The following is a 22,262-nucleotide window of genomic DNA, read 5'->3' as shown; positions in this document are numbered from 1 at the left end:
GTTTCAGCGCCAGGCCGGGGCGAGACTCCGAAATTGGGGATGGGCCGCGTCACCAAGCCATTCATAAAATACCGACTCTGCCACCGCGACGGTGATACCCGCCTGACGCAGTCGCAACAGGGCCGATTGGCCATTTGCGTCGTCGCGGCTGGCGCAGGCATCGGCGACGACAACAGGCTGCCAACCAGCGCTGTGCAGATCCAGAGCGGTTTGCAGAACACAAATATGGGTTTCGACTCCGGTCAGGATAATCTGACGACGACTCTGCCCAGTTTCCAGCAAGTTTCGGAGCGGAGCATGCCGCCAGCAGGAAAAAACCGTTTTATCAAAAGATTGTGAACAAAATGACCGAAGATCAGGACGAATCGGCCCCAGTCCTTGGGGATATTGCGCGGTAGCCAGGCACGGAATTTCCAGTGTCGTCGCAGCAGCCAGCAAGTGTGCAGAGTTTTGAATGACTTTATTGCGTTTTGTCTCGGGAATAGCCCCCAGCAGACGATCCTGCATATCAATGGTCAGGATCAGACTCTGCGGGGCTTCAATGCGCATGGCCACTCAAAAAACAAAACGACCGGGGAGTGGGGCATGCCGCAGGGGAGTGACTTCAGTTTCAAAAAGTACGGCAGTTTCATAAACGTCCTGCTGGGTGCGCGAGATGCGCTGGGCGCGCATGGCTGGCCCTTTACCTATAATGGCGACCAGACGCCCACCCACCGCCAGTTGTTCTTTGAATGCCTCGGGCAATACGGGCAAAGAGCCAGTGACACAAATGGCATCATAGGGCGCATGACCAGCCCAGCCGCATGAGCCATCGCCAACATGGAGCTGCACATTATGAATGCCTTGTACGCGCAGATGGCCTTCCGCCATTTGCGATAAATCTGCACGATCCTCGACGCTATGCACCATGCCACTCAGTCTGGCCATAAGTGCGGCCATGTGGCCGGTACCTGTGCCAATTTCCAGCACCCGGTGATGTTCGCGCAAATCCAGCTCCTGAAGGACACGAGCTTCCATTTTAGGCGTCCACATATGTTCGCCGTGGGCAATGGGCATGGCGTAATCCGCAAACGCCAGATGACGATAGGCGGTCGGCACAAATAACTCCCGCTTGACCTCTGTGACGATGGCCAGCACGCGCGGATCTAGCACATCCCAGGTGCGAATCTGAGTATCAATCATGGTACGGCGCAATATATCAAAGTCCATAGGTGCAAGGGCTCCAGAGGTTTTCGCTCATTTAGTCATGGGTTTCCGGGCAAGTCAATTGCTTCCATTGGGCCAGCGGGCAAGGGGACTTGTCATTGAGCAGGTTATTCAGAAAGATTGGCTTACAACGGTTCCTGTGCTCCAATAGGTAAATATCTCATTCAGGAGCTACCTTCTTGGAAAGCCGAGCGCACGCGCTGGTCGCGGTAGTTTTTTTGCTTTTACTCGGCGTCGCGGTCGCGATTGTCGGATTGTGGATGCATCACGGCGAAAAACCCGGGGTTAACTTTGATGTGATTTCGCCTTACAGTGTTACAGGCCTTAGCATTCAGGCGCCCGTGCGATTCAAAGGGGTGAGGGTAGGTGAGGTGACGTCTATTGGTCTGGATCCGGCCAATCCGCGCATGATTCGGGTGAGGATCAAGGTCGAGAAAACCACACCCATCACCCGTGCGACTTTCGCGGAACTGGCTCCTCAAGGCGTCACGGGCCTCAGTTACCTGTCCTTGACGGATAAGGGAACCAATTTTGCGCCCCTTGCGCATAAGCCCGGTCAGGTTGCCGAAATTCCCATGCACCCCAGTTTCTTTGAGGTGCTGTCCCGCAACGGCGAGTCTCTGGTAAACCGCAGCAATGAGCTGGCGGACCGACTGAATGACCTGCTCAATGACCAGAACCGCGCCCGTTTCGGGCAAACTCTGACGCATCTTGATCAGGCTACTCAGGACCTGGTGCAAATGGAAGATGCCATGATGCCTGCGCTCAAGGCACTTCCCGCCATGGTCGCCGCTACCCAATCCACCATGGTCGCCAGTCATCAACTGATCCGGCATTTAGATACCCTGGCAGTGCAGGCGCAAGCCCCTCTGGTGAGTGCTACCCAGGCGGCCAACTCCTTGCAAAAACTGGGTGCTGCCAGTGAGCAGGCGATGAATACGTTAAATTACCAGACGCTTCCCCAGGTACAGCAATTAACCAGCAGCCTGCTGCACAGCAGTGAGGCGCTGTCCAGCCTCAGCCAATCCCTGAAACAATCACCTCAATCCTTGCTTTACGGAACCCGGGGGCCACCCCCGGGTCCGGGTGAATCGGGTTTTTCTGCAGGAGGTCACTAAGCCGATGAGAATTGTTCGCATGCCGCGTTTACGGGGCGCAGCCCGTCTGGGATTTTTGGGAACTGCTTTTTTGCTTGGCGGTTGCGCTACGGCGACTCCCTGGCAGGTGCCCTATAATATCAGTGTGCTGCATTCGTCGGCTCCTGTCGAAGCCCAAAAAGCACCGCACAATGCTCACGCCGTTTTGCAAATGGCCTCGGTCAGTGCGCCTTCCTGGCTGGATACCAACGCCTACCAATACCATCTGCTTTATCAGAATCCCCAAATGCTCCTGTCTTATCGGGATGCGCGTTGGGTAGGGACTCCGGCGGAAATGCTGGATATGCGCCTGCTGCAGCATCTGCAGCAAAGCCAGCACTGGAAAGCCGTGCTCTCCGGGCAGTCCAGCGGTGCTGCACAATATGTGCTGCGCCTGCACCTGAATAATTTTGTGGTAAATTTCACTGCACCCCAGGCTGGCCAGGCGCTGATAGCAGGCACAGCCACTTTATTGAATGCCCACAATTATCAGGTCATCGCCCAGCATGCATTCCAGGAAAGCGTGCCGCTGAAAACAGCTTCGGCGGCGGGTGGGGCTGCCGCCATGACCCAGGCCAGCAGCCATTTTGTCGGGGCTGTCAGTGCCTGGGTTGACCAGGATCAGTGAATCAACTGTGTTTGATCACCAGCACCGGACAGTGGGCGTGGTTGAGCACGTCATTGGCTACAGAACCCAATAACAGACGTCCAAGACCACTATGACCATGGCTGCCAACCACCATCAGGTCGGTCTGATGGGCCTTTCCAAAAGCGGCAATGGCGCGGCCAATGTTGTCCGCACTTTCCTCCAGGACCATTTCTGCTTGCATCCCTTCGCTGTCCATAGCTTTGTGGAGCTTGTCCATTTCGGCGTGGGCCAGGTGCAGCAGCTTTTCCCGAAGATCCAGAGTCGGGGGCAGGATTTCCTCGGGCATCTGCAAATTGAGCATTTGCGGGTTGAACACATGGATTACGGTGAGTTTGGCCTGATGCAGCCGCGCTTCCTGAGCCGCCGCCAGGGCGGTAGCCAGCGCCATTGCTGAAAAATCCACGGCCACCAGAACATGCTGCACTGGAAAGTTATCCATGATCCTGATCCTTATGCTGGATGAACGGGAGAACCCGCATTCAGGCGGTCCATCAGTTCGGCTTCATTCACCAGCTTATTTTCGCTGGCGCGGCGCGCCCGATATTCCCAGACATTCTGCGCCAGTACCTTGTCACTGACCACCACCCGATGCGGCAAGCCGATCAAATCCATGGTCGCAAACTGCACCCCCGGTCGCTCATCACGATCATCCAGCAGCACACTGAAACCCGCCTGCTCCAGACGATCATGCAGGGCCTGAGCAGCAGCAGCAACTTCCGGAAATTTGCGGGCATTGATGGCAACAATGCCCACATCGAAGGGCGTCAAAGCCGCAGGCCAGATAATGCCGCGCTCGTCAAAATGCTGCTCCACCGCCGCTGCCACCACCCGGGATACCCCAATTCCGTAGCAACCCATGGTCACCGTGGCATCGCGTCCGCCTTCGTCCAGTACGGTGATTTTCATGCGCTCACTGTATACCTGCCCGAGCTGGAACACATGCCCTACCTCAATACCCCGGCGAATGCCCAGCGTACCGGTACTACAGTGGGGGCAAGGATCACCCGCCCGGACATTACGCAAGTCGGCGCTGTCCGGGCGAGAAAGATCCCGATCCCAGTTGAGATTCACCCAATGCGTATGTATTTCATTGGCCCCGGTGCTGAAATTGCCGACGTTCAAGGTACGATGATCAGCCAGCACCCGAATAGAAGTTTTTAAATCTTTGGGGCCGATGAAACCGAGGGGAGCTCCAGTAGCGGATTCTGCCTCTTCGGGCGTGGCCATTCTGACTTCGTCCACCTCCAGGGCATGCGCAGCCTTGATCAGGTTCAATTCGTCATCACCGCGCAACAGCAGCATGACCGGTTGCTCACCCGCCACGACCAGCACGGTTTTGACGATCTGGCTGCTGGAAATGCCCAGCACGGCAGCCTGTTCGGCCACTGTCCGGATGCCCGGCGTCTGCACCAGCGCCGCCTCCAGAGGGGCTTCTACAGGCGCGCCTTTGGCGGGACTACTGGCTTTTTCCATATTGGCTGCGTAATCACAGTGGCCGCAGGACACAATGGCATCTTCCCCTGAATCTGCCAGGACATGAAATTCGTGGGAACGCTTGCCGCCAATCGCCCCGTTGTCTGCTTCCACGGCCCGAAAATTCAGTCCCAGGCGGGTGAACGTCCGTTGGTAAGCGTCATACATGGTCTGATAAGTGATTTCCAGAGAAGCATGATCCACATGAAAGGAATACGCGTCTTTCATGATGAATTCGCGACCACGCATCAGCCCGAAACGGGGCCGGATTTCGTCGCGGAACTTGGTCTGAATCTGATAAAAATTGACGGGAAGCTGCTTGTAGGAATGAATTTCGCGCCGCGCTAAATCGCTGATGACTTCTTCATGGGTAGGACCCAGACAAAAATCGCGCTGGTGGCGATCCTTGAGGCGCAGCAGTTCCGGCCCGTATTTTTCCCAGCGTCCTGATTCCTGCCACAGCTCGGCGGGCTGAACCACCGGCATCAGCACTTCCTGGGCGCCGCTGCGGTCCATTTCCTCGCGGACAATGCGCTCCACCTTGCGCAATACCCGTAAACCCAGAGGCATCCAGGTATATAATCCCGAGGCAAGGCGGCGAATAAAGCCCCCGCGCAGCAGCAACTGGTGGCTGACGAGTTCCGCCTCAGCGGGAGTTTCTTTCAGGGTCGGAATGAAAATCTGACTGGCGCGCATAAAAATCTCAAATGAAAAGGTAGCGCACAGTGTAAGAAAGGCCACAGCACAAAGAAAGAGGTAAAGCTTTTTACTAACGAATAAGGATGACGTGAATTTCAGGTACTTCCGCCCAGCAAAAGCGTAAATGGTCTGATCAAAAGCCGAGGTCGTGTAATCTATTTACAAAGACCGTTGGAGCAGAATTATCCCGCCTGCGCGCATGAGCGGCTCAAGAAGGCGCGGTGATTTATGGGGGTATGAGATGGCCGCCAGGAAAGATGCCCATTAGGTGCGCGGATGTGCGCATCGGGGTAGGCAAACGCCAGATTTTTCTTACCGTCCTGATTCGGAACGCGCCCAAGAAAATCTATTGCATTGAAATCTAATGGTTGCAACACATGGTCGCAATTTCTCTTCGCCTCATTGCCTTGGATGGAAACGCCACGGACCATTTCCGACTCAGTGATTTTTGACCATGACCCAGCATCGCGTTTGGTGTGGAACATTTAGTTTGGGAAGGAAATCCGCATTTATGGATGATGTCTTGCCAGCCGGTCACGTTTTTATCTTGGTCAACTCCGGGGTTGGTAGTCGCCAGTCTGCACCTCGCGCTGGTTGCACCTGTCATTTGCAGATGAGTGCATTTTAATTGCAGCGTTTAATCAAGTTAAAAGCAGTGCTATTTCTAACTTGATGAATTTTTTGGCGTCCCCAGGGGGGTTCGAACCCCCGTTACCGCCGTGAAAGGGCGGTGTCCTAGGCCGCTAGACGATGGGGACCTGGACAGCGGGGAGAATCGTACACAGAAGCGCGCTTCAGGGCAAGTGTATTTTCGGGCTTTCACTCCATAGCCCCGCAGGGGGGTCTTCGGTTAGACTGGGCGGAGTGTATTTTTAGCCACCTGTATGAAGAAGGATCTTATGGAAGAAGCAGAAGCAGTATTCATGATTGAACGGATATATGTGAAGGACAGTTCTTTCGAGTCGCCCAACGCACCCTTGAGTTTTGTACAGACCGAGGCGCCCACCGTGGATGTGGGTCTGAATACGGCCAGCAATCAGGTAGAAGGCATGGATGGCTTGACGGAAGTGATCCTGACCGTGACGGTCAAGGCCAAGGCGGGTGAGAGTACCTACTTTGCGGTGGAAGTGCAGCAGGCGGGGCTGTTCCGGATCCAGAATATTCCGGAAGAACATTTGCCGGCGCTGATAGCTGTGCATTGTCCGACCATTCTGTTCCCTTATGCCCGTGAAGTGGTGGCGGATATGGTGGGACGCGGCGGTTTCCAACCTCTGCATCTGCATCCCGTCAATTTTGAGGCGCTGTATCAGCAGGCGCAGCAAGAACAAGTGGGCCACACGACGCAATAAACCATGCGCTGGGCCGTTCTTGGAGCTGGGCACTGGGGAACCGCAATGGCGGTGCATTTGTGTCGCCAGGGCCATGCGGTGCGGCTCTGGGGACGCCACCCGGAAACTTTACCGGGTTTTATTGATTCCACCTGTTTATCCCCGGTTTTTCCCGATATCGGCTTTCCGTCCGGTCTTGGCATAGGCTCTGATCTGGCGGCAACGCTGGATGGCGCTGAAGGTGTGCTGCTGGCGGTTCCCAGCCATGCCTTGCGGATGGTTCTGGCAACTATTCCCGAGGCTTCATTACACCCGGATCTGCTGCTGGTGCTGGCTTCCAAAGGACTGGAGCTGCCGAGCGCCTTGCGTCTGGATCAGGTGCTGGATGAAAGCTGTCCGACCTTGCCTAAAGTGGTACTTTCCGGGCCGAGTTTTGCCCATGATCTGATTATGGGTAAGCCTCTGGCCATGACCGCTGCTGCTGCGAATATGGATGATGCGCGGCGGGTGGTGGAAGCATTTGCCAGTGACCAGATGCGCGTGTATCGCAGTGATGATGTGGCGGGCGTATGTCTGGGAGGGGCGATCAAAAATGTGCTGGCCATTGCGGCGGGTATTTCCGATGGGCTGGGCAATGGCGATAGTGCCCGCGCCGCGCTGATTACCCGTGGTATTGCCGAATTGCACCGTTTGGGTACGGCATTGGGGGGGCGCACGGAAACCTTTATGGGATTGACCGGGGCAGGGGATCTGATTTTGACGGCCAGTAGTGATTTGTCCCGTAATCGCCGGGTGGGTATGGGCCTGGGGCGGGGTTTGTCTTTGGAGACTGTATTGCGCGATCTGGGCCAGGAGGCGGAAGGAGTGCGCAGTGCCCGGGCTTTGTTTTTACTGGCCCAGCGACTGGGGGTGGATATGCCCATTACCGAGCAGGTCTATCGGGTGCTCTACGCTGGCGCGGACCCGCGCGAGGCCAGTGAACAACTGATGCGCCGCGCTGCACGCGCCGAGCATCCTGCTGATCTGGAGTCCATAACCGCTTCTCCGTTTAAGGGGAGTTTCTAGGTCCATGGCGATTTTGCGTTTGCCGGGTGGCGGGTCAGACAGCCGCAAGCGCATCCCTTTTGCGCCCTTCCGGACCATTGGTTTTTTGCTGGTGCAGTTTGTGGTGCTGGCTTTGCTGCTGCTCGGTGTACTGCTGGTCCACACCAACCAGGATTTGCATACGCTGGATGCTTATACGGCCTACATGGCGAGCTTGGCGCAGACTTCTCAGGAAACCTTGCGTACCTGGCATTCTGACGGTTCTGCGGCGGCGCTGCCCGTGCTGCAGCGCAACCTGGCCCGGATTGCAGCGGCGCATCCTGAGCAGGTCAAAACCAATGCGCACTGGAAGCGTTTGCAGGCGTTGATGACCAAACAGGACCAGGCCCTCCTGCCTCAGGCTTTATTGCAGCTTTCCGATGTCAGCATGGAAGAGCATCTGCGTGGTCGTAAGCTGGTATTGGCGGCGGGGCATGATGCCCGCTATACCCTGATTGGAACGGCCGTGGCACTGTTTGCATTCATGATTTTTGTGCTGGTGACGTTGGCATTTTTCCGTCTGCGCATTCTCGGTCCCTTGCGGCGCTTGCAGGGGGCCATGCGTTCCCTGGAAATCGGGGCTTTTCGGCGGGTGACGGAAGCCCATGCGGATCCTGGCATCAGTCCTTTGCTGCAGTATTACAATCATATGATTGGGCGCTTGGAAGAGCTGGAAAAAACCCGGCGTCAGTATTTGCAGGATTTGCAGCGGGAAGTAAATGAAGCAGCCCATACTCTGGTGGCGCAACAGGCGGCGGTGGCTCGCTCGGAGCGCCTGGCGGCAGTGGGAGAGGCCGCTGCGGCCTTTGCCCATGAATTGCGTAATCCACTGGCAGGATTGCAGGTGGGTTGTGCGAATATTCGTCGGGAAATCCGTGATCCAGAGCTGGCGGAACGGCTGGGCCTGATGGAAGAGGAGCTGCGTCGGGTCAGTCGTTTGCTCGACCAGCAATTACGGGGCGCACGTCAGGTTCATGAGAAGGGCCGCCGGGTTGCGCCACGCGAAACAGTGGAAACCCTGCTGAATTTGTTGCGTTATCAAATGCCTGCCCAGGTTGTGCTGGAACTCTTGCCGGGAGATTGCCGCGATTGCCTGTTGCCTTTGGATCAGTTTCGTCAGGCTTTGCTCAATCTCATTTTGAACAGCATGCAGGCGCTGACCAGCGAGGGTGGAACGGTCAGTGTAGCCATTGCCCAGGTGGATAAACAGTTGCAAGTGACGGTGTCGGATAATGGTCCGGGTTTTCCCGATACTTTGTTGCGCGAGGGCATTCGTCCCTTTGCCAGCAGCAAGGAACAGGGAACAGGACTGGGTTTATCCATGGTGCGACGTTTTGTGCGCAGTCTGGGGGGAGAAGTGTATTTGCGAAATCGGGCTCCGCATGGGGCAGAAGTAGGCTTGCTATTACCTTGTCCTGACATTGCTGGTAAGGAGTAACCCAACATGGCTGATGCTTTGCTGATTATTGAGGACGAGATTTTTCTGGGGCGGGAAATGTGCCGCTTTTTTGAAAAGGAAGGCTGGGAAGTACACTGGGCGGAACGCTTTGCCGATGCCGAAGAGCTCTTGTTGAAGCAGGATCTCAGCCCCCTGGTGACCCTGGCGGATCTCAACCTTCCAGATGGTAATAGTCTGGATTTATTGGAAAAGGTGCGAGCCAAAGGCAGTGCCGGGGAATGGATTTTTCTGACGGCCTTTGGGAGTGTGCCCGATTCGGTGCGGGCTTTGCGGCTGGGTGCCTATGATTTTCTGGAAAAGCCCTGTGAAATGGAACGTCTGGAGATGGTGGTGCGCTCGGCTGGCCGGGGTGCCCGCGCCCAGCGTCGGGTGGCGGAAGATACCTCCAACCAGCATCGCCGCTATCGTCCCGAAACCTATCTGGGGGAAAGTCCGGCTGCCGCTAACGTACGTAGCATGCTCGATCGCCTCAGTCAGGTTCCCTATAGTGCCCTGGTGATTTCTGGAGAAACGGGCACGGGTAAGGGACTGGCTGCGCGTATTCTGCATTATAGTGGAGCTCAGGCTGGTGGTCCCATGGTGGAAATTAACTGTGCAGCTTTACCCCGGGAATTGCTGGAATCCGAATTGTTTGGATATGAGCCGGGAGCATTTACCGGGGCCGCTGTGCGGCATCGGGGGCTGGTGGAGCAGGCCAGTGGCGGTACCCTGTTTCTGGATGAAATTTCGGAAATGGAGCTGGAACTCCAGGCCAAGTTGTTGAAGGTCATTGAAGATCACAGCGTGCGCCGACTGGGGGGGGATCGTCCCATTGCCGTGGATGTGCGTTTTATTGCCGCCAGTAATCGGGATCTGGATGCTCAGGTAACTCAAGGAGCTTTTCGTGCCGATTTGTTCCATCGTCTGAGCGTATTTCGTCTGGCCTTGCCTTCCTTGCGCGAGCGCAAAGCCGATCTGCATGCACTGGTGCCGCATTTTGTGGCGGAATTCAATGCTCAGGCCGGCAAGCGCGTGCACTATATCGGCCCAGCCGTATGGACCGCGCTGGAGTCTTACGACTGGCCTGGAAATGTCCGGGAACTGCGTAATGTGATTGAACGCGCGGTGCTGTTTTCCGAAACCGAAGAACTGCCCAGGGAATGGTTGCAGTTGCCCGGAAATGTGAATGGTGCCTGTCCAGCGCCATCCGGCTGTCCGGTGGATGACCAACACATTATTCTGCCCATGGATGGCAGCATGGATCTGGAGGCTATGGAACGGCAGATTCTCCAGCAGGTACTGAGTCTGACTGAGGGTAATGTCACCAAGGCTGCGCGGGTGTTGGGGATTACCCGCGAGACGCTGCGCTATCGGGTCCGCAAACATGGCCTGGGAGATGACGGGGAGTCTGGATAGAAATAGTCTACACTTGCGGAATTGTTGCGAGATAGTTACATTGCCGCGATGCGACGGGTCAGCACTGGCGCCCGGACCTTAAAACAAGGAGTTTGGATGTCACCAGTCAGGACCGCCGCATGACTGCGGCGCTAGATCAGGCTTTAGCCTTGCAGCAACAAAGCCTGCAACTTGTTTCCCGTACTTTTGCGCTGACTATTCCGCAATTGCCTGAAGCTTTGCGTGCGGCGGTCGGAAATGGTTATTTGCTGTGCCGTATTGCCGATACTATTGAAGATGATCCCGTTATGCCCTGGGAAGAAAAAGCCCACTGGCAGCAGGTTTTTTTGCAGGTGGTCGAGGGGCACGAAAATCCGGCGGTGTTTGCCGAAGGATTTGCTGCGCAACTGTCAGCAGATATGCCTGAGGCAGAACATGATCTGGTTCGCCACACAGCCGATGTAGTACAGATTACCCACAGTTTCAGTGCTCCCCAGCAAGCGGCTCTGGCTCGCTGTGTGCGCATCATGGGGGAGGGCATGGCCGAGTTTCAGCAGCACGCCTCCCTGAAAGGGCTGGTGGACATGCCCGCCATGGATCATTACTGCTATGTGGTGGCGGGCGTGGTTGGCGAAATGCTGACCAGCCTTTTTGTGGAGTACGAACCGCGTTTGCGTGCTCAGGAAACAGAAATGCAACGACTGGCGGTGTCTTTTGGTCAGGGCCTGCAAATGACCAATATTCTCAAGGATATATGGGATGACTGGGCACGCGGGGTCAGTTGGATGCCGTCCAGCGTATTTGCCCAATATGGTTGTGATATTGCCGCCGTTCAACCCGGCAGTCACGACCCAGGCTTTCAGGCAGCCTTGCAAAGCCTGCTGGATATTGCCGCCGGACATCTGGAAAATGCGCTGCAATATACTTTGATGATTCCTGCGGATCAGACCGGTATGCGTGATTTTTGCCTCTGGGCCCTGGCGATGGCCGTGCTGACTTTACGGCGCATTGCCGAGAATCCGGCTTTTGCATCGGGGGCTGAGGTGAAAATCAGTCGTAATAGTGTGCAGTGGGTGGTTATGTTATCCAAGCTCATGCATCGTTCAGATGGGTTGTTGCTGGCCAGTTTTCGGGCTGGCATTAAACCCCTGCGCAAAACGGCACGGGTAGCGGCCGCATGAACCGTGTCCTGCAGCCGCTGGTAGGCGGGTATTTGCGTCGCACGCTGGAGCAGACCCTGGACCGGTCGTTGGATCGGGCGCTGGAACATGCCCAGACGTTACTCCTTGAAAAACAGGCTCCTGATGGGCACTGGTGTTTTGAGTTTGAGGCGGACTGCACCATTCCGGCCGAATTTATTCTGATGCAGCACTATATGGATGAGCGTGATGCGGCGCTGGAGTCCAAAATGGCGGTATATTTACGCAGCAAGCAGGCAGATCACGGCGGTTGGCCGCTGTATTATGGTGGTCATTTTGACTTGAGTGCTTCCGTGAAGGCCTATTACGCGCTGAAACTGGCGGGAGATGCGCCGGATCTGCCCCACATGATTCGTGCCAGAGAAGCCATTCTTGCCCATGGCGGCGCCGAACATGCCAATGTGTTCACCCGAATCACTTTGGCCCTGTTTGCCCAGGTGCCCTGGCGTGCCGTGCCCTCCATCCCGGTGGAAGTGATGCTTTTGCCACGCTGGTTTCCTTTTCAGATTTACAAGGTGGCGTCCTGGTCGCGGACCGTCATGGTGCCTCTTTTCATTTTGTGCAGCCTCAAGGCCCAGGCCAAAAATCCCTTACAGGTTCATATTCGCGAAGTATTTCGTCACCCTCCAGAACAGATTCAGGACTACTTTGCAGCATCGCGACAGGGCCTGGTGGCGCGCAGTTTTCTGGCTCTGGATCGGTTTTGGGGCTTTATTGAAAACTGGATTCCTGCGACCATTCGCCGCATTGCAGTGCGTCGTGCCGAACTGTGGTTTACGGCCCGGATTAATGGCGAAGATGGTTTGAATGGCATTTTTCCGGCCATGGTCAATGCCCATGAAGCCCTGGCTTTGTTGGGCTATGCGCCGGAGCATCCCTACCGTCAGGCCACGGGTGCGGCGCTACGCAAGCTGGTGGTGGAGCGCGCTGAGGATGCCTACTGTCAGCCCTGTATGTCACCGGTCTGGGACACCTGTCTGGCCCTTCATGCGTTGCTGGAAGCCGACGCCGTTGATGGATCCGGTGGATCAGACAGAATTACCGGCGAACAGGAAAAAGCCATTGCCTGGCTCAAGGAGCGGCAGATTTGCAGTGATCCTGGAGACTGGCAGGTGCAGCGCCCGCAGCTGGCAGGTGGTGGCTGGGCTTTTCAGTATGCGAATCCCTACTACCCCGATCTGGATGATACGGCGGCAGTGGCCTGGGCCCTGGCGCGTGCCGGGCGTCCTGAAGATCGGGAAAGTATCGAAAAAGCGGCAAACTGGCTGGCGGGAATGCAATCCCGCAATGGTGGGTTTGGTGCCTATGATGTGGATAATACCCATTATTATCTCAATGAAATCCCGTTTGCTGATCATAAGGCCTTGCTGGATCCGCCCACAGCGGATGTGACGGGCAGGGTGGTGTCCTTTCTTGGCTATCTGGGCAGGCCCCGTGATCGCGATGTGCTGCGCCGGGCTGTCGCCTATCTGTTGTGTGAGCAGGAGTCTTCCGGGGCCTGGTTTGGACGTTGGGGGACCAACTATATTTATGGAACCTGGTCGGTGCTGATGGCTCTGGGAGAGTTGCAGGATCCTTCCTTGCAACCGGCCATGGACCGGGCCGCTGACTGGTTGCGGGCCATGCAGCAGGAAGATGGTGGTTGGGGGGAAAATAACGATTCCTACGCAGAACCCGGTCTGGCGGGGGCTGGTCAGGCTTCCACGGCGGCCCAGACTGCCTGGGCCTGCCTGGGTTTGATGGCGGCGGGAGATCGCGGCTCCATCGCCCTGCGCCGGGGTATTCAATGGTTGCAGACGCATCAGGATGGCGAGGGTGGCTGGCATGATCCTTTCTTTAATGCGCCCGGCTTCCCCAAGGTGTTTTACCTCATTTACCACGGCTACAGTTTTTATTTCCCGCTTTGGGCACTGGCCCGCTTCCGGAACCTGGGATGCAGCCGCAGCGGATAGGTGTCGTGGTGGCGCTGGCTGCCGAGGCGCGCATCCTTTTTTCCGGGAAGCTGCGCTACCAGGCAGTAATGGACATTCAGTCACAGCTTTGCATGGTGGTTTCGGGAATGGGGCCGGTACGGGCTGATCAGGCGGCTGAACAGTTGCTGCAAGCGGGGGTAGACGGGCTCTTGTCCTGGGGTACTGCCGGCGGCTTGAATCCTGCCTGTCTGGCCGGGGATTTGCTGGTTCCCGAGCACATATTCTGGGCGGGCCGTGCTTGGCCTACCGACTCGGACTGGCGGAGTGCACTGATGCAACAACTTTCCGGCCAAGTGCGGGCAGGTGGGCTTTGCTCAGTCAGTGAGGCCTGTGCATCGGTGGCGGCCAAGGCCCAACTCCGGGCAGATTATCCGGAGGCCCAGGCGGTGGATATGGAAAGTGGAGCCGTGGCGCAACGGGCAGTGCAAGCCGGCATCCCATTTCTGGCAATTCGTAGCGTGGTGGATCCTGCCGATCAGTCTCTTCCCGCAACAGCCACTCACAGTGTCGATTGTTATGGTCGTCCCCAGGCTATGCCCCTGTTGCGGGGATTGTTGCGCCATCCAGGCGATTTGCCGCCGCTCATGGGTTTGGGCCGGCAGATGCAGGTCGCCGTAAACACCCTGCGTCTGGTTCAGCCGCACCTGCTTCAATCGCATTTACGGGAAGCCAACAGCGTATGAAAGCCTTATTGACGGGTGCCTCGGGTTTTGTCGGCGGAGCGGTGCTACGCCGCCTGCTCGCTGAAGGACTGGAAGTGCGGGTGTTGCATCGCAGCGGTGCGGATTCCAGCAACTGGGAAGGTCTGGATGTGGAGCCGGTGCCGGGAGATTTGGCCGATGCTCAGGCTCTGGATAAAGTCGTAGCGGGTTGCCAGCTGGTTTTTCATGTGGCGGCGGATTATCGGCTTTGGGTGCCTGATCCACAGTCCATGTACGCGACCAACGTCAGCGGCTCGGAGCGTTTGGCCCGGGCGGCTTTGGACGCCGGGGTGGAGCGCATGGTTTATACCAGCAGTGTTGCCGTACTGGGTCATTATGCCGATGGCCGGGTGGCGGATGAGGCGGCTCCTTCCCGTCTTGCGGATATGATCGGACATTATAAACGCTCCAAATTTATGGCTGAGGAAGCTCTGCAACAGCTTTGTCAGAATGAGTCTGCACCCATTGTGATTGTGAACCCCTCCACACCTGTCGGGCCTGCCGACCGTAAGCCGACGCCGACCGGGCGGCTGGTACGGGATGCCGCTGCCGGAAAAATGCCCGCCTATGTGGATACCGGCCTGAATGTGGTGCATGTGGATGATGTGGCCATGGGCCACTGGCAGGCCTATTTGCACGGAGAGCCGGGACAACGCTACATCCTTGGCGGAGATAATTTATCCTTGCAGGCTATTTTGACCCGCATTGCCGGACTTACCGGAAAGCGTTCACCCCTGCTGCGTATTCCTCGCAAAATGTTGTTCCCCCTGGCTTGGGCCGCAGAAAATGTGGTCCGTGCGCGTGGCCGGGGTACTCCTTTGGTGACCATGGATGAGTTGCGGATGGCCGCGCACAAAATGTATTTTTCCTCACAGAAAGCCGAAGAAATGCTGCATTACATACATCGTCCCGCCGAGGAGGCCCTGCGCGATGCGGTAAGGTGGTTTGCGGAAAATCATTATCTGTAGACTGGATTCAAGAACTCACCGTTCAGGATATGACTGCTTATGAGTTTTGAGGAAGGGCTGTTGGGTCTGGCGTTTCTGCTGGCTCTGGCGGCTTTGGGTTATCAATTGCTGGCCATGTGGGTGCTGCATGTCTGGCAACCGGTCCTGACGAATACGGATGCCACTTTTTTACCCCATACCATTCAAGAGTTGCCCGCTCTCAGTCTGCTCAAGCCCCTGCATGGAGATGATGGCAGCCTCTATGCCTGCCTGCGTAGTTTTTGTCTGCAGGATTATCCCCGTTACGAAATGATCTGCGGTGTGCAGGACGCCGCTGATCCGGCAGTTGCTGTGGTCCAGCGCTTGCAACAGGAATTTCCTGCCCTGCCCCTGCGCTGGGTATTGAGCGACAACCTGTTGGGTTGTAACCCCAAGGTGAATAATCTTGCGGGTATTTTGGCGGCCTGCAATCACGATTTGCTGCTGATCAGCGATGCTGACATTGTGGTGGGGCCGCAGTATTTGCATCATCTGCTAACGCCGCTGATGGATTCTCAGACCGGTGTGCTGACCTGTTTATATCGCGGGCTTCCTGACCATCATTTCAGTTCCAGACTGCTTGCCAGCCAAATCAACAGTCTTTTTCTGCCTTCTGTACGGGTCTCTGCGCGCATGGGCCCCAATATATTTTGTGGAGGGGCAACCATGGCCTTGCAGCGTTCTACGCTGGAGGCGATAGGCGGACTGGAAAGCCTGGCTGATCAACTGGCGGACGACTACTGTCTGGGAGCCCGTGCCCGGCGGCTGGGGAAGGCCACCGTACTGGCAGATTATGTGGTGGATACCCAGGTCCATGAGGCCAGTTTTCGGGCGTTTTACCAGCATGCCCTGCGCTGGTCGAGAACCACCCGCAGTGTTCAGCCTCTGGGCCACTTTTTTTCTTTTTTCAGTTATCCACTGCCGCTGCTTACGGTTTTGATGCCCTGGATGTTTTGGGGGGTTGGCTATTGGGGGATCATACCGCTGGGTATGGTTCTCTTGTTGCGCCTCGTGTACCATAGGCAAATTATGCACAAACTCGGTGCAACAGATTGTTTGGGTACGGCCCTGCTGGCAGATTTTCTAGGGCTGTGGATTTGGTTTCATGCTCTCTTTGCGCGGCGCGTTGCCTGGAGAGGGTCACAATATGCGGTCACCGCCGACGGGCGGCTGAACGGCCACGATGGAGTAACATAATGACGATGAAAACCCTTTTCCTGCAGGCGCCTTCCTTTGAAGGTTTTGACGGCGGTGCTGGTTCCCGTTACCAGGCCAAGCGGGAAATTCGTTCTTTCTGGTTTCCCACTTGGCTGGCCCAGCCCGCTGCAATGATCCCCGGCAGTCGCCTGCTGGACGCACCCCCCGCCGATGTGAGCGTGGAAGAAACGCTGGAAGTGGCTGCCGGATACGAGTTGTGCATCATCCATACCAGTACTCCTTCTTTTGCATCGGATGTGCGTATGGCAGAGTTGCTCAAGGAGCACTATCCGAAAATGATGATTGGCCTGGTCGGAGCCAAAGTGGCGGTAGAACCCGACGAGTCTTTGCGGGAAGCAGGGCATGCCGTCGATTTTGTGGCTCGGGAAGAATTTGATTTCACCCTCAAGGAAATTGCCGAAGGTCGGCCCCTGAGTGAAGTGGATGGCATCAATTATCGTGCGGAAGACGGCCAGCTAATTCATAACCCCGACCGGGCCATGATTGAAGATATGGACTCCCTGCCTTTTGTCTCTGAGGTCTACAAGCGGGATCTGCACATTGAGGATTATTTCATTGGCTACCTCAAGCATCCCTACATTTCTTTTTACACGGGACGGGGATGCCGGTCCCAGTGTACGTTCTGTCTTTGGCCGCAGACGGTGGGCGGACATCGTTATCGGACCCGCAGTGCGGCCAATGTGATTGAGGAAGTACGTTACATCCAGAAAAACTTCCCGCAGGTGAAGGAAATTTTCTTTGACGACGATACGTTTACCGATGATCGCCCGCGTGCTGAGGAAATCGCCCGGGGTCTGGGCAAGCTGGGGGTGACCTGGTCCTGCAACGCCAAAGCCAATGTGCCTTACGAGACCCTCAAGGTACTGCGTGAAAACGGCCTGCGTCTGTTGCTGGTGGGTTATGAGTCGGGCGATCAGCAGATTCTCAATAATATCAAGAAAGGCATTAAAGTGGAGTCGGCCCGGAAGTTCACGGCGGACTGTCATAAGCTGGGTATTGTCATTCATGGTACTTTCATTCTTGGTCTGCCTGGTGAAACCAAGGAAACCATCCAGAAAACCATCGAATTTGCGAAGGAAATCAATCCTCACACTATTCAGGTTTCACTGGCGGCACCTTATCCCGGCACTTTTTTGTACAACCAGGCCAAGGAACAGGGTTGGTTGACCGAAGAAGATGAGGCCCACCTGGTCAATGATCGCGGTGTGCAGATCAGTCCCATGAGTTATCCGCACTTGAATCACACGGAAATTTTTGATTCAGTGGAAACCATGTACAAACGTTTCTACTTCCGCGCCGGAAAAATTGCGGAAATTACTGGTGAGATGCTTAAAAGTACCCAAATGATGAAGCGTCGTTTGCGGGAAGGCGTCGAGTTCGTGCGCTTCCTGCGGCAACGCCACGGCTGAAGTGGGGCAGGGACATACCCGGCGGCTGGTCGTTAACGCCGACGATTTCGGACTGGATCTCGCGGTTAATGAGGCGGTGGAATCAGCCTATCAGAAGGGTGTGCTGACCACCGCCAGTCTTATGGTGGGAGCCCCTGCGGCAGCTGATGCCATACGCCGTGCGAAGCGTTTGTCTGGACTGGGTGTCGGTTTGCACCTGACCCTGGTGGATGGAGCGCCGCTGTTGCCGGCGAAACAGGTGCCGGATCTGGTGGACGTTCAGGGTCGTTTTGCAGCGGATTTATGGTTGCGCGGTGCGCGTTATTTTTTTCTCCCCAAGGTGCGCAGGCAATTGGCGGCAGAAATTCGAGCGCAGTTTGCCGCCTTTGCAGACGCCGGTCTGGTGCTCGATCATGCCAACGCCCACAAACATCTGCATTTGCACCCTACGGTGTTAAGTCTGATGCTGGATATTGGAGAAGCATTTGGATTGCGGGCAGTGCGTCTCCCCTGGGAGTCACTGGCGGTGGCGCGATGTGGTGGTGCGCGTGGCTTTGCACCTGCCTTCTGGGCTTTTTTTTTGCGCCCTTGGTTGGCGAGCATGCGCCGGCAACTGGATAAGCGTGGACTGCTTTATAATGATTTGCTTTGCGGCCTGGATGCCACCGGACATATGACCGAGTCGCGCCTGCTGGATATGTTGAAGTGCCTGCCAGAGAAGGCTCTCGTGGAAATTTATTTTCATCCGGCGACCACCCAGAGTCCTTTACTGCAAATGCTCATGCCCGATTATGAGCCCCAGGCAGAATATGACGCCCTGTTGAGTCCCAGGATTGGGGAGTATTTGCGTGATCACCAGATTGTGAGAGGTAGATTCAGTGATTTCACCGGTGGCTGAACGATTCCTGGAAAGTATCGGAAAATCCATTGCGTATTTTTTTGTGCAGGTGGTCGATTTTTCTGTACGACGGGCTCTTTGGGTGATGGGATTGGTGCTGATTGCTACCTTGCTGGCCCTGTTTTATGCGATCACACATTTTGCAGTAGATACCAATACCAGCCATGCCCTGTCTCGCGATCTGCCCTTTCAGAAACGTGAACTGGCTTATCACAAGGAGTTTTCCCAGGATCAAAACACTATTGTGGTGGTACTGCAGGGGAAAAATCCCCAGAGCACCGATGCGGCAGTCACCCGTCTGGAGACCTGGCTGCGCGCTCGTCCGAAGATGTTTCACAGTGTCTATGTGCCGGGAGGCGGAAGCTTTTTTGCGCGGAATGGTCTGCTCTATTTGTCTCCGGAAAAAGTAAAGGATTTTGCCGATCGCATTACCAGTGCCCAGCCCCTGATTGCCCGCTTGTCCGCAGATCCCAGTCTTGGTGGCTTAAGTGATTTGTTGAGGATGGCCATCCGCCAAAGACTGAGTAATGGTGTGCAGTTGCCGGGCATGGCGGCCATATTCTCGGCGTTGAATGAGGCAGTGAAAGCCCGCCTGGATGGTAAGCCGTACCAGCTTTCCTGGAGTGAAATGATGGGCGGGGACCTGGCCAAGCTGGGTCCTGCCCAGCGTTTCGCCATTATTCAGCCCGCCATGAATTATCATTCCTTACAGCCTGCCGAGGCTGCCATCCGGACCTTGCAGGCAGGTTTGCAGAGTTTGCAGTTAAATGCCGCCCACGGCATCAGTGTCGGCGTAACCGGAGGGGCCGTGCTGGATGCGGAGCAACTCCAGACCGTCAGTCATGGTGCTGGTGAATCCCTGGCGCTGACTCTGGGGCTGGAAATTATCCTACTCAGCATTGCCCTGCGCTCGGTGAAATTGGTGAGTGGTGTACTGATCGGGCTGGTATCGGGCATTATCCTGACGACGGCCTGGGCTTTGTTTTTCGTCGGCCCCTTTAATCTTATATCTGTGGCTTTTGCTATTTTGTTTATTGGACTGGGTGTGGATTTCGGCATTCAATTCTGTCTGCGCTATCGCGAGGAATTGTTCAACGGTGCGGTACATCGGGTAGCGATGCATCGGGTGACCCAGGGTATGGGAACGGCGCTAGGTTTGGCCGCTGTGGCGGCGGCACTGAGTTTTTACGCCTTTGTGCCTACCAGTTATGCCGGGATTGTGGATCTTGGGCTGATTTCCGGGACCAGCATGCTCATTGCGCTGCTGTTGACCCTGACTTTTTTGCCTGCTTATTTGACCTTGTGGCCCATTGCCGTAAACGGGCAACATCGGGCCATCAATTATCCACACTTTACGATGGTGCCTACCCTGGCAAAACATCCGATCCATCGTTATGCCCACTGGATTCTGGGCTTGGTGACCATACTCGCCGTTGCGGCCATTCCCCTGGCTTTGCGGACAACTTTTGACTTTAATCCACTACACATGATTGATAGTCATGCCGAGGGCGTGAAAGTCTTTGAAAAGCTTTTGGCAAATCCCGATACCGCTCCCTACCGGATGGAAGTACTCACGCCCAATATTGCCGCTGCTCAGACCGTGGCCCGGCGCGTCGAGCAGTTGCCGACGGTGGCACGGGCATTAACTGTGGAAAGTTATATTCCCAAGGAGCAATCCAAAAAACTGGCTATTTTGCAGAATCTGCAGATTCTGGTGCCGCCTTTTTCACTGATGATGCCGACAGCATTGACTCCACCTGCTGCAGATACACGTAAGAAGCTGGATGAACTGGTCAAGGATCTGCGTGCTCTGGCCGTCAAGGATGGTCAGACCTCTGCAGATGGTAAAATAACTGGACAGTTGGCCGGTCATCTTCAGACATTTTTACAGAAGCAGGGAAAGCAGCCCGCCGCCATGAATGCTTTACAGAATAGTGTGATGGGCACCCTGCCGGGGGAATTGAAACAGCTGGGCATGGCTATGTCTGCCGGGCCGGTCAATTTGCAAACCCTGCCAGCAGCGCTCAAAGATCGCTATGTCAGCGCATCGGGTCAGGCGCGCGTAGAGATTTTCCCCAAGGCCAATCTGAGCAGTAACCAGGCCATGTACCAGTTTGTTCAGAGTGTGCTCAAGGTCGAGCCCAAGGCGGTTGGAACCCCGGTGATGCTGGTGCAGGGTGGAGAGGCTGTTCTCGGTGCCTTTCAGGAGGCTACCTACATTGCGCTGGCGAGTATCAGTCTGTTGTTGCTTTTAGCCTTGCGCCGTTATCGGGATGTGCTGCTGATCATGATTCCCTTGCTGCTGGCGGCACTGTTTACGGTCGCTGCCATGAGCCTGCTGGGTTTGAGTTTCAATCTGGGTAATATCATTGTCCTGCCGCTCCTGATTGGTCTGGGTGTGGCATTTGCCATCTATATAGTGGTGCGCTGGCGCAATGGCGTGGATGTGGCGCATTTGCTGGGCACTTCAACGCCAATGGCGGTATTTTTCAGCGGTCTGACCACTCTCAGTGCTTTCGGTAGTATGGCCGTATCCCGTGATCCGGGCATGGCGAGTCTTGGCGAGGCGCTGAGCCTGGCATTGGCCATTGTACTTTTGTGTATATTGATTATTTTGCCGACCCTGATGCTGCTGTTTACGTCTTCTCCCCGCGAAGAGGGAATCGCACAGGATGAAGGCAGCTAAGCCTTGAAACAGAAAATGCTCATTCTGCTCGCTGGATTACTGGGTCTGTTCCTGGGTGTTTATCTGGTGCTAGATGCCGGTTTTGTCGAAATTATGGCGCTACTCGCCGTAGCGGGCTGGGGGTTGCTCTGGTTGCTGCCTTTTCATTTGCTGCCGCTGGCTCTGGATACCTTAAGCTGGAAGTGGCTGTTACGTGGCAAGGCGCGTGCCTCCTTTGGGCTTTTGTTGTGGCTGGCCATGATTCGCGAATCGGTGAATGGTTTATTGCCGGTGGCACGGATAGGCGGTGAACTGCTGGGAATCCGAATGCTCAGTCAATATGGTGTCTCGCCCTATGTGGCCGGTGCCAGTGTCATGGTCGAGATCACTTTGACTCTGGTGAGTCAGTTTTTGTTTGCTTTGCTGGGAGTTGTGGTGTTGCTGTTCGCGGTCAGCGATCATCTTCTGGTTTTCGAAGTTCTGGGTTTCCTTTTCCTGTCGATCCCGGTGCTGGTCATTTTTTTCTGGCTGCAAAAACACAAAGGCTTGTTCTCGCTGGTGCAGAACATCAGTAAGCGAATGCTGGGTGGTTATGATCTTTTGGGGATTATCGGCGATCCGCGTCTTCTGGATGCGGAAATCCGGAGTTTTTACGACAAGGGGCGCGCTTTGTTAGTGGCCAATTTTTGGCAATTAGCCGGGCTTTTTGCGGGCACTCTTGAGGTCGTTTTTACTTTTTGGCTGCTGCACCATCCGGTACCTTTCTGGGCGGCCTTGCTCCTCGAAAGTCTGGGGCAAGCTTTGCGTAGTGTGGCATTTGTGGTGCC

Annotated in this window: 19 protein-coding genes and 1 tRNA gene; 15 read left to right on the top strand and 5 right to left on the bottom strand. The window is 55.8% G+C overall.

All coding sequences use genetic code 11. The annotated features are described in order from the left end of the window. Positions 1 to 3 precede the first annotated feature (3 nt). Entirely contained in the window at positions 4 to 549 is a 546-nt protein-coding gene (locus AC2VLY_RS11515) for an isochorismatase family protein (RefSeq protein ID WP_193651384.1), read from the bottom strand. A 6-nt stretch (positions 550 to 555) separates the two neighbouring features. Further along, complete coding sequence (locus AC2VLY_RS11510) at positions 556 to 1,209, bottom strand: protein-L-isoaspartate O-methyltransferase family protein (RefSeq protein WP_300253051.1); 654 nt, start codon at positions 1,207 to 1,209, stop codon at positions 556 to 558. Positions 1,210 to 1,385: 176 nt separating this feature from the next. Here AC2VLY_RS11510 and AC2VLY_RS11505 point away from each other — a divergent pair, with 176 nt between their 5' ends. Then, positions 1,386 to 2,324 (top strand): MlaD family protein, encoded by a 939-nt coding sequence (locus AC2VLY_RS11505; protein WP_193651386.1) that lies wholly within the window; start codon positions 1,386 to 1,388, stop codon positions 2,322 to 2,324. A 4-nt stretch (positions 2,325 to 2,328) separates the two neighbouring features. Continuing rightward, entirely contained in the window at positions 2,329 to 2,970 is a 642-nt protein-coding gene (locus tag AC2VLY_RS11500; RefSeq protein WP_486892579.1) for an ABC-type transport auxiliary lipoprotein family protein, read from the top strand. A 1-nt stretch (position 2,971) separates the two neighbouring features. Here AC2VLY_RS11500 and AC2VLY_RS11495 read toward each other — a convergent pair whose 3' ends face one another. The 3 genes from AC2VLY_RS11495 to AC2VLY_RS11485 all read right to left on the bottom strand — a co-directional run bounded on the left by AC2VLY_RS11495 (position 2,972) and on the right by AC2VLY_RS11485 (position 5,921). Further along, complete coding sequence (locus AC2VLY_RS11495; protein ID WP_193651388.1) at positions 2,972 to 3,430, bottom strand: universal stress protein; 459 nt, start codon at positions 3,428 to 3,430, stop codon at positions 2,972 to 2,974. Between the two features lie 11 nt (positions 3,431 to 3,441). Next, positions 3,442 to 5,160: a proline--tRNA ligase gene (locus AC2VLY_RS11490; protein ID WP_486892578.1), complete on the bottom strand. Its 1,719-nt coding sequence runs from the start codon at positions 5,158 to 5,160 to the stop codon at positions 3,442 to 3,444. A 685-nt stretch (positions 5,161 to 5,845) separates the two neighbouring features. After that, positions 5,846 to 5,921, bottom strand: a tRNA-Glu gene (locus AC2VLY_RS11485). 141 nt (positions 5,922 to 6,062) lie between these two features. Here AC2VLY_RS11485 and secB point away from each other — a divergent pair. The 13 genes from secB to AC2VLY_RS11420 form a co-directional block, all read left to right on the top strand. Continuing rightward, positions 6,063 to 6,512, top strand: coding sequence for a protein-export chaperone SecB (gene secB / locus AC2VLY_RS11480; protein ID WP_193651390.1), 450 nt, complete (start codon positions 6,063 to 6,065; stop codon positions 6,510 to 6,512). Positions 6,513 to 6,515: 3 nt separating this feature from the next. Then, a complete protein-coding gene (locus tag AC2VLY_RS11475; protein WP_486892577.1) occupies positions 6,516 to 7,556 on the top strand; it encodes an NAD(P)H-dependent glycerol-3-phosphate dehydrogenase in 1,041 nt (346 codons plus the stop codon). A 4-nt stretch (positions 7,557 to 7,560) separates the two neighbouring features. Next, the gene (locus AC2VLY_RS11470; RefSeq protein WP_486892576.1) at positions 7,561 to 9,012 is read left to right on the top strand and encodes a sensor histidine kinase; all 1,452 of its coding nucleotides are present in this window, start codon (positions 7,561 to 7,563) and stop codon (positions 9,010 to 9,012) included. A gap of 6 nt (positions 9,013 to 9,018) precedes the next feature. Continuing rightward, on the top strand, positions 9,019 to 10,428 hold the full coding sequence (locus AC2VLY_RS11465; protein WP_486892575.1) for a sigma-54-dependent transcriptional regulator: 1,410 nt from the start codon (positions 9,019 to 9,021) through the stop codon (positions 10,426 to 10,428). A gap of 119 nt (positions 10,429 to 10,547) precedes the next feature. Beyond that, the gene (locus AC2VLY_RS11460; protein WP_486922314.1) at positions 10,548 to 11,588 is read left to right on the top strand and encodes a phytoene/squalene synthase family protein; all 1,041 of its coding nucleotides are present in this window, start codon (positions 10,548 to 10,550) and stop codon (positions 11,586 to 11,588) included. Beyond that, positions 11,585 to 13,558 (top strand): squalene--hopene cyclase, encoded by a 1,974-nt coding sequence (shc, locus tag AC2VLY_RS11455; protein WP_486892574.1) that lies wholly within the window; start codon positions 11,585 to 11,587, stop codon positions 13,556 to 13,558. Before AC2VLY_RS11460 ends, shc begins: the two co-directional genes overlap by 4 nt. After that, entirely contained in the window at positions 13,540 to 14,262 is a 723-nt protein-coding gene (locus AC2VLY_RS11450; protein ID WP_486892573.1) for a phosphorylase family protein, read from the top strand. The genes shc and AC2VLY_RS11450 overlap by 19 nt, the downstream gene beginning before the upstream one ends. Then, positions 14,259 to 15,248 (top strand): hopanoid-associated sugar epimerase, encoded by a 990-nt coding sequence (gene hpnA, locus AC2VLY_RS11445; RefSeq protein WP_486892572.1) that lies wholly within the window; start codon positions 14,259 to 14,261, stop codon positions 15,246 to 15,248. The genes AC2VLY_RS11450 and hpnA overlap by 4 nt, the downstream gene beginning before the upstream one ends. A 39-nt stretch (positions 15,249 to 15,287) precedes the next feature. Further along, a complete protein-coding gene (gene hpnI, locus AC2VLY_RS11440; protein ID WP_193651398.1) occupies positions 15,288 to 16,463 on the top strand; it encodes a bacteriohopanetetrol glucosamine biosynthesis glycosyltransferase HpnI in 1,176 nt (391 codons plus the stop codon). Next, positions 16,463 to 17,893 carry a hopanoid biosynthesis associated radical SAM protein HpnJ gene (hpnJ, locus tag AC2VLY_RS11435; RefSeq protein WP_193651399.1) on the top strand — a complete coding sequence of 477 codons (1,431 nt, stop codon included), beginning with the start codon at positions 16,463 to 16,465 and terminating at the stop codon, positions 17,891 to 17,893. Before hpnI ends, hpnJ begins: the two co-directional genes overlap by 1 nt. Position 17,894: 1 nt before the next feature. Further along, positions 17,895 to 18,770: a hopanoid biosynthesis-associated protein HpnK gene (hpnK, locus tag AC2VLY_RS11430; protein WP_486892571.1), complete on the top strand. Its 876-nt coding sequence runs from the start codon at positions 17,895 to 17,897 to the stop codon at positions 18,768 to 18,770. Continuing rightward, a complete protein-coding gene (locus AC2VLY_RS11425) occupies positions 18,751 to 21,456 on the top strand; it encodes an MMPL family transporter (protein ID WP_486892570.1) in 2,706 nt (901 codons plus the stop codon). Before hpnK ends, AC2VLY_RS11425 begins: the two co-directional genes overlap by 20 nt. A 3-nt stretch (positions 21,457 to 21,459) precedes the next feature. Continuing rightward, a partial coding sequence (locus AC2VLY_RS11420) for a lysylphosphatidylglycerol synthase domain-containing protein (protein WP_486922313.1) occupies positions 21,460 to 22,262 on the top strand: 803 nt, incomplete at its 3' end.

Source organism: Acidithiobacillus sp. TH-A36, assembly GCF_057473445.1.
Note: the sequence above shows the minus strand (reverse complement) of the source record. Positions and strands in the feature narration are given on the sequence as shown.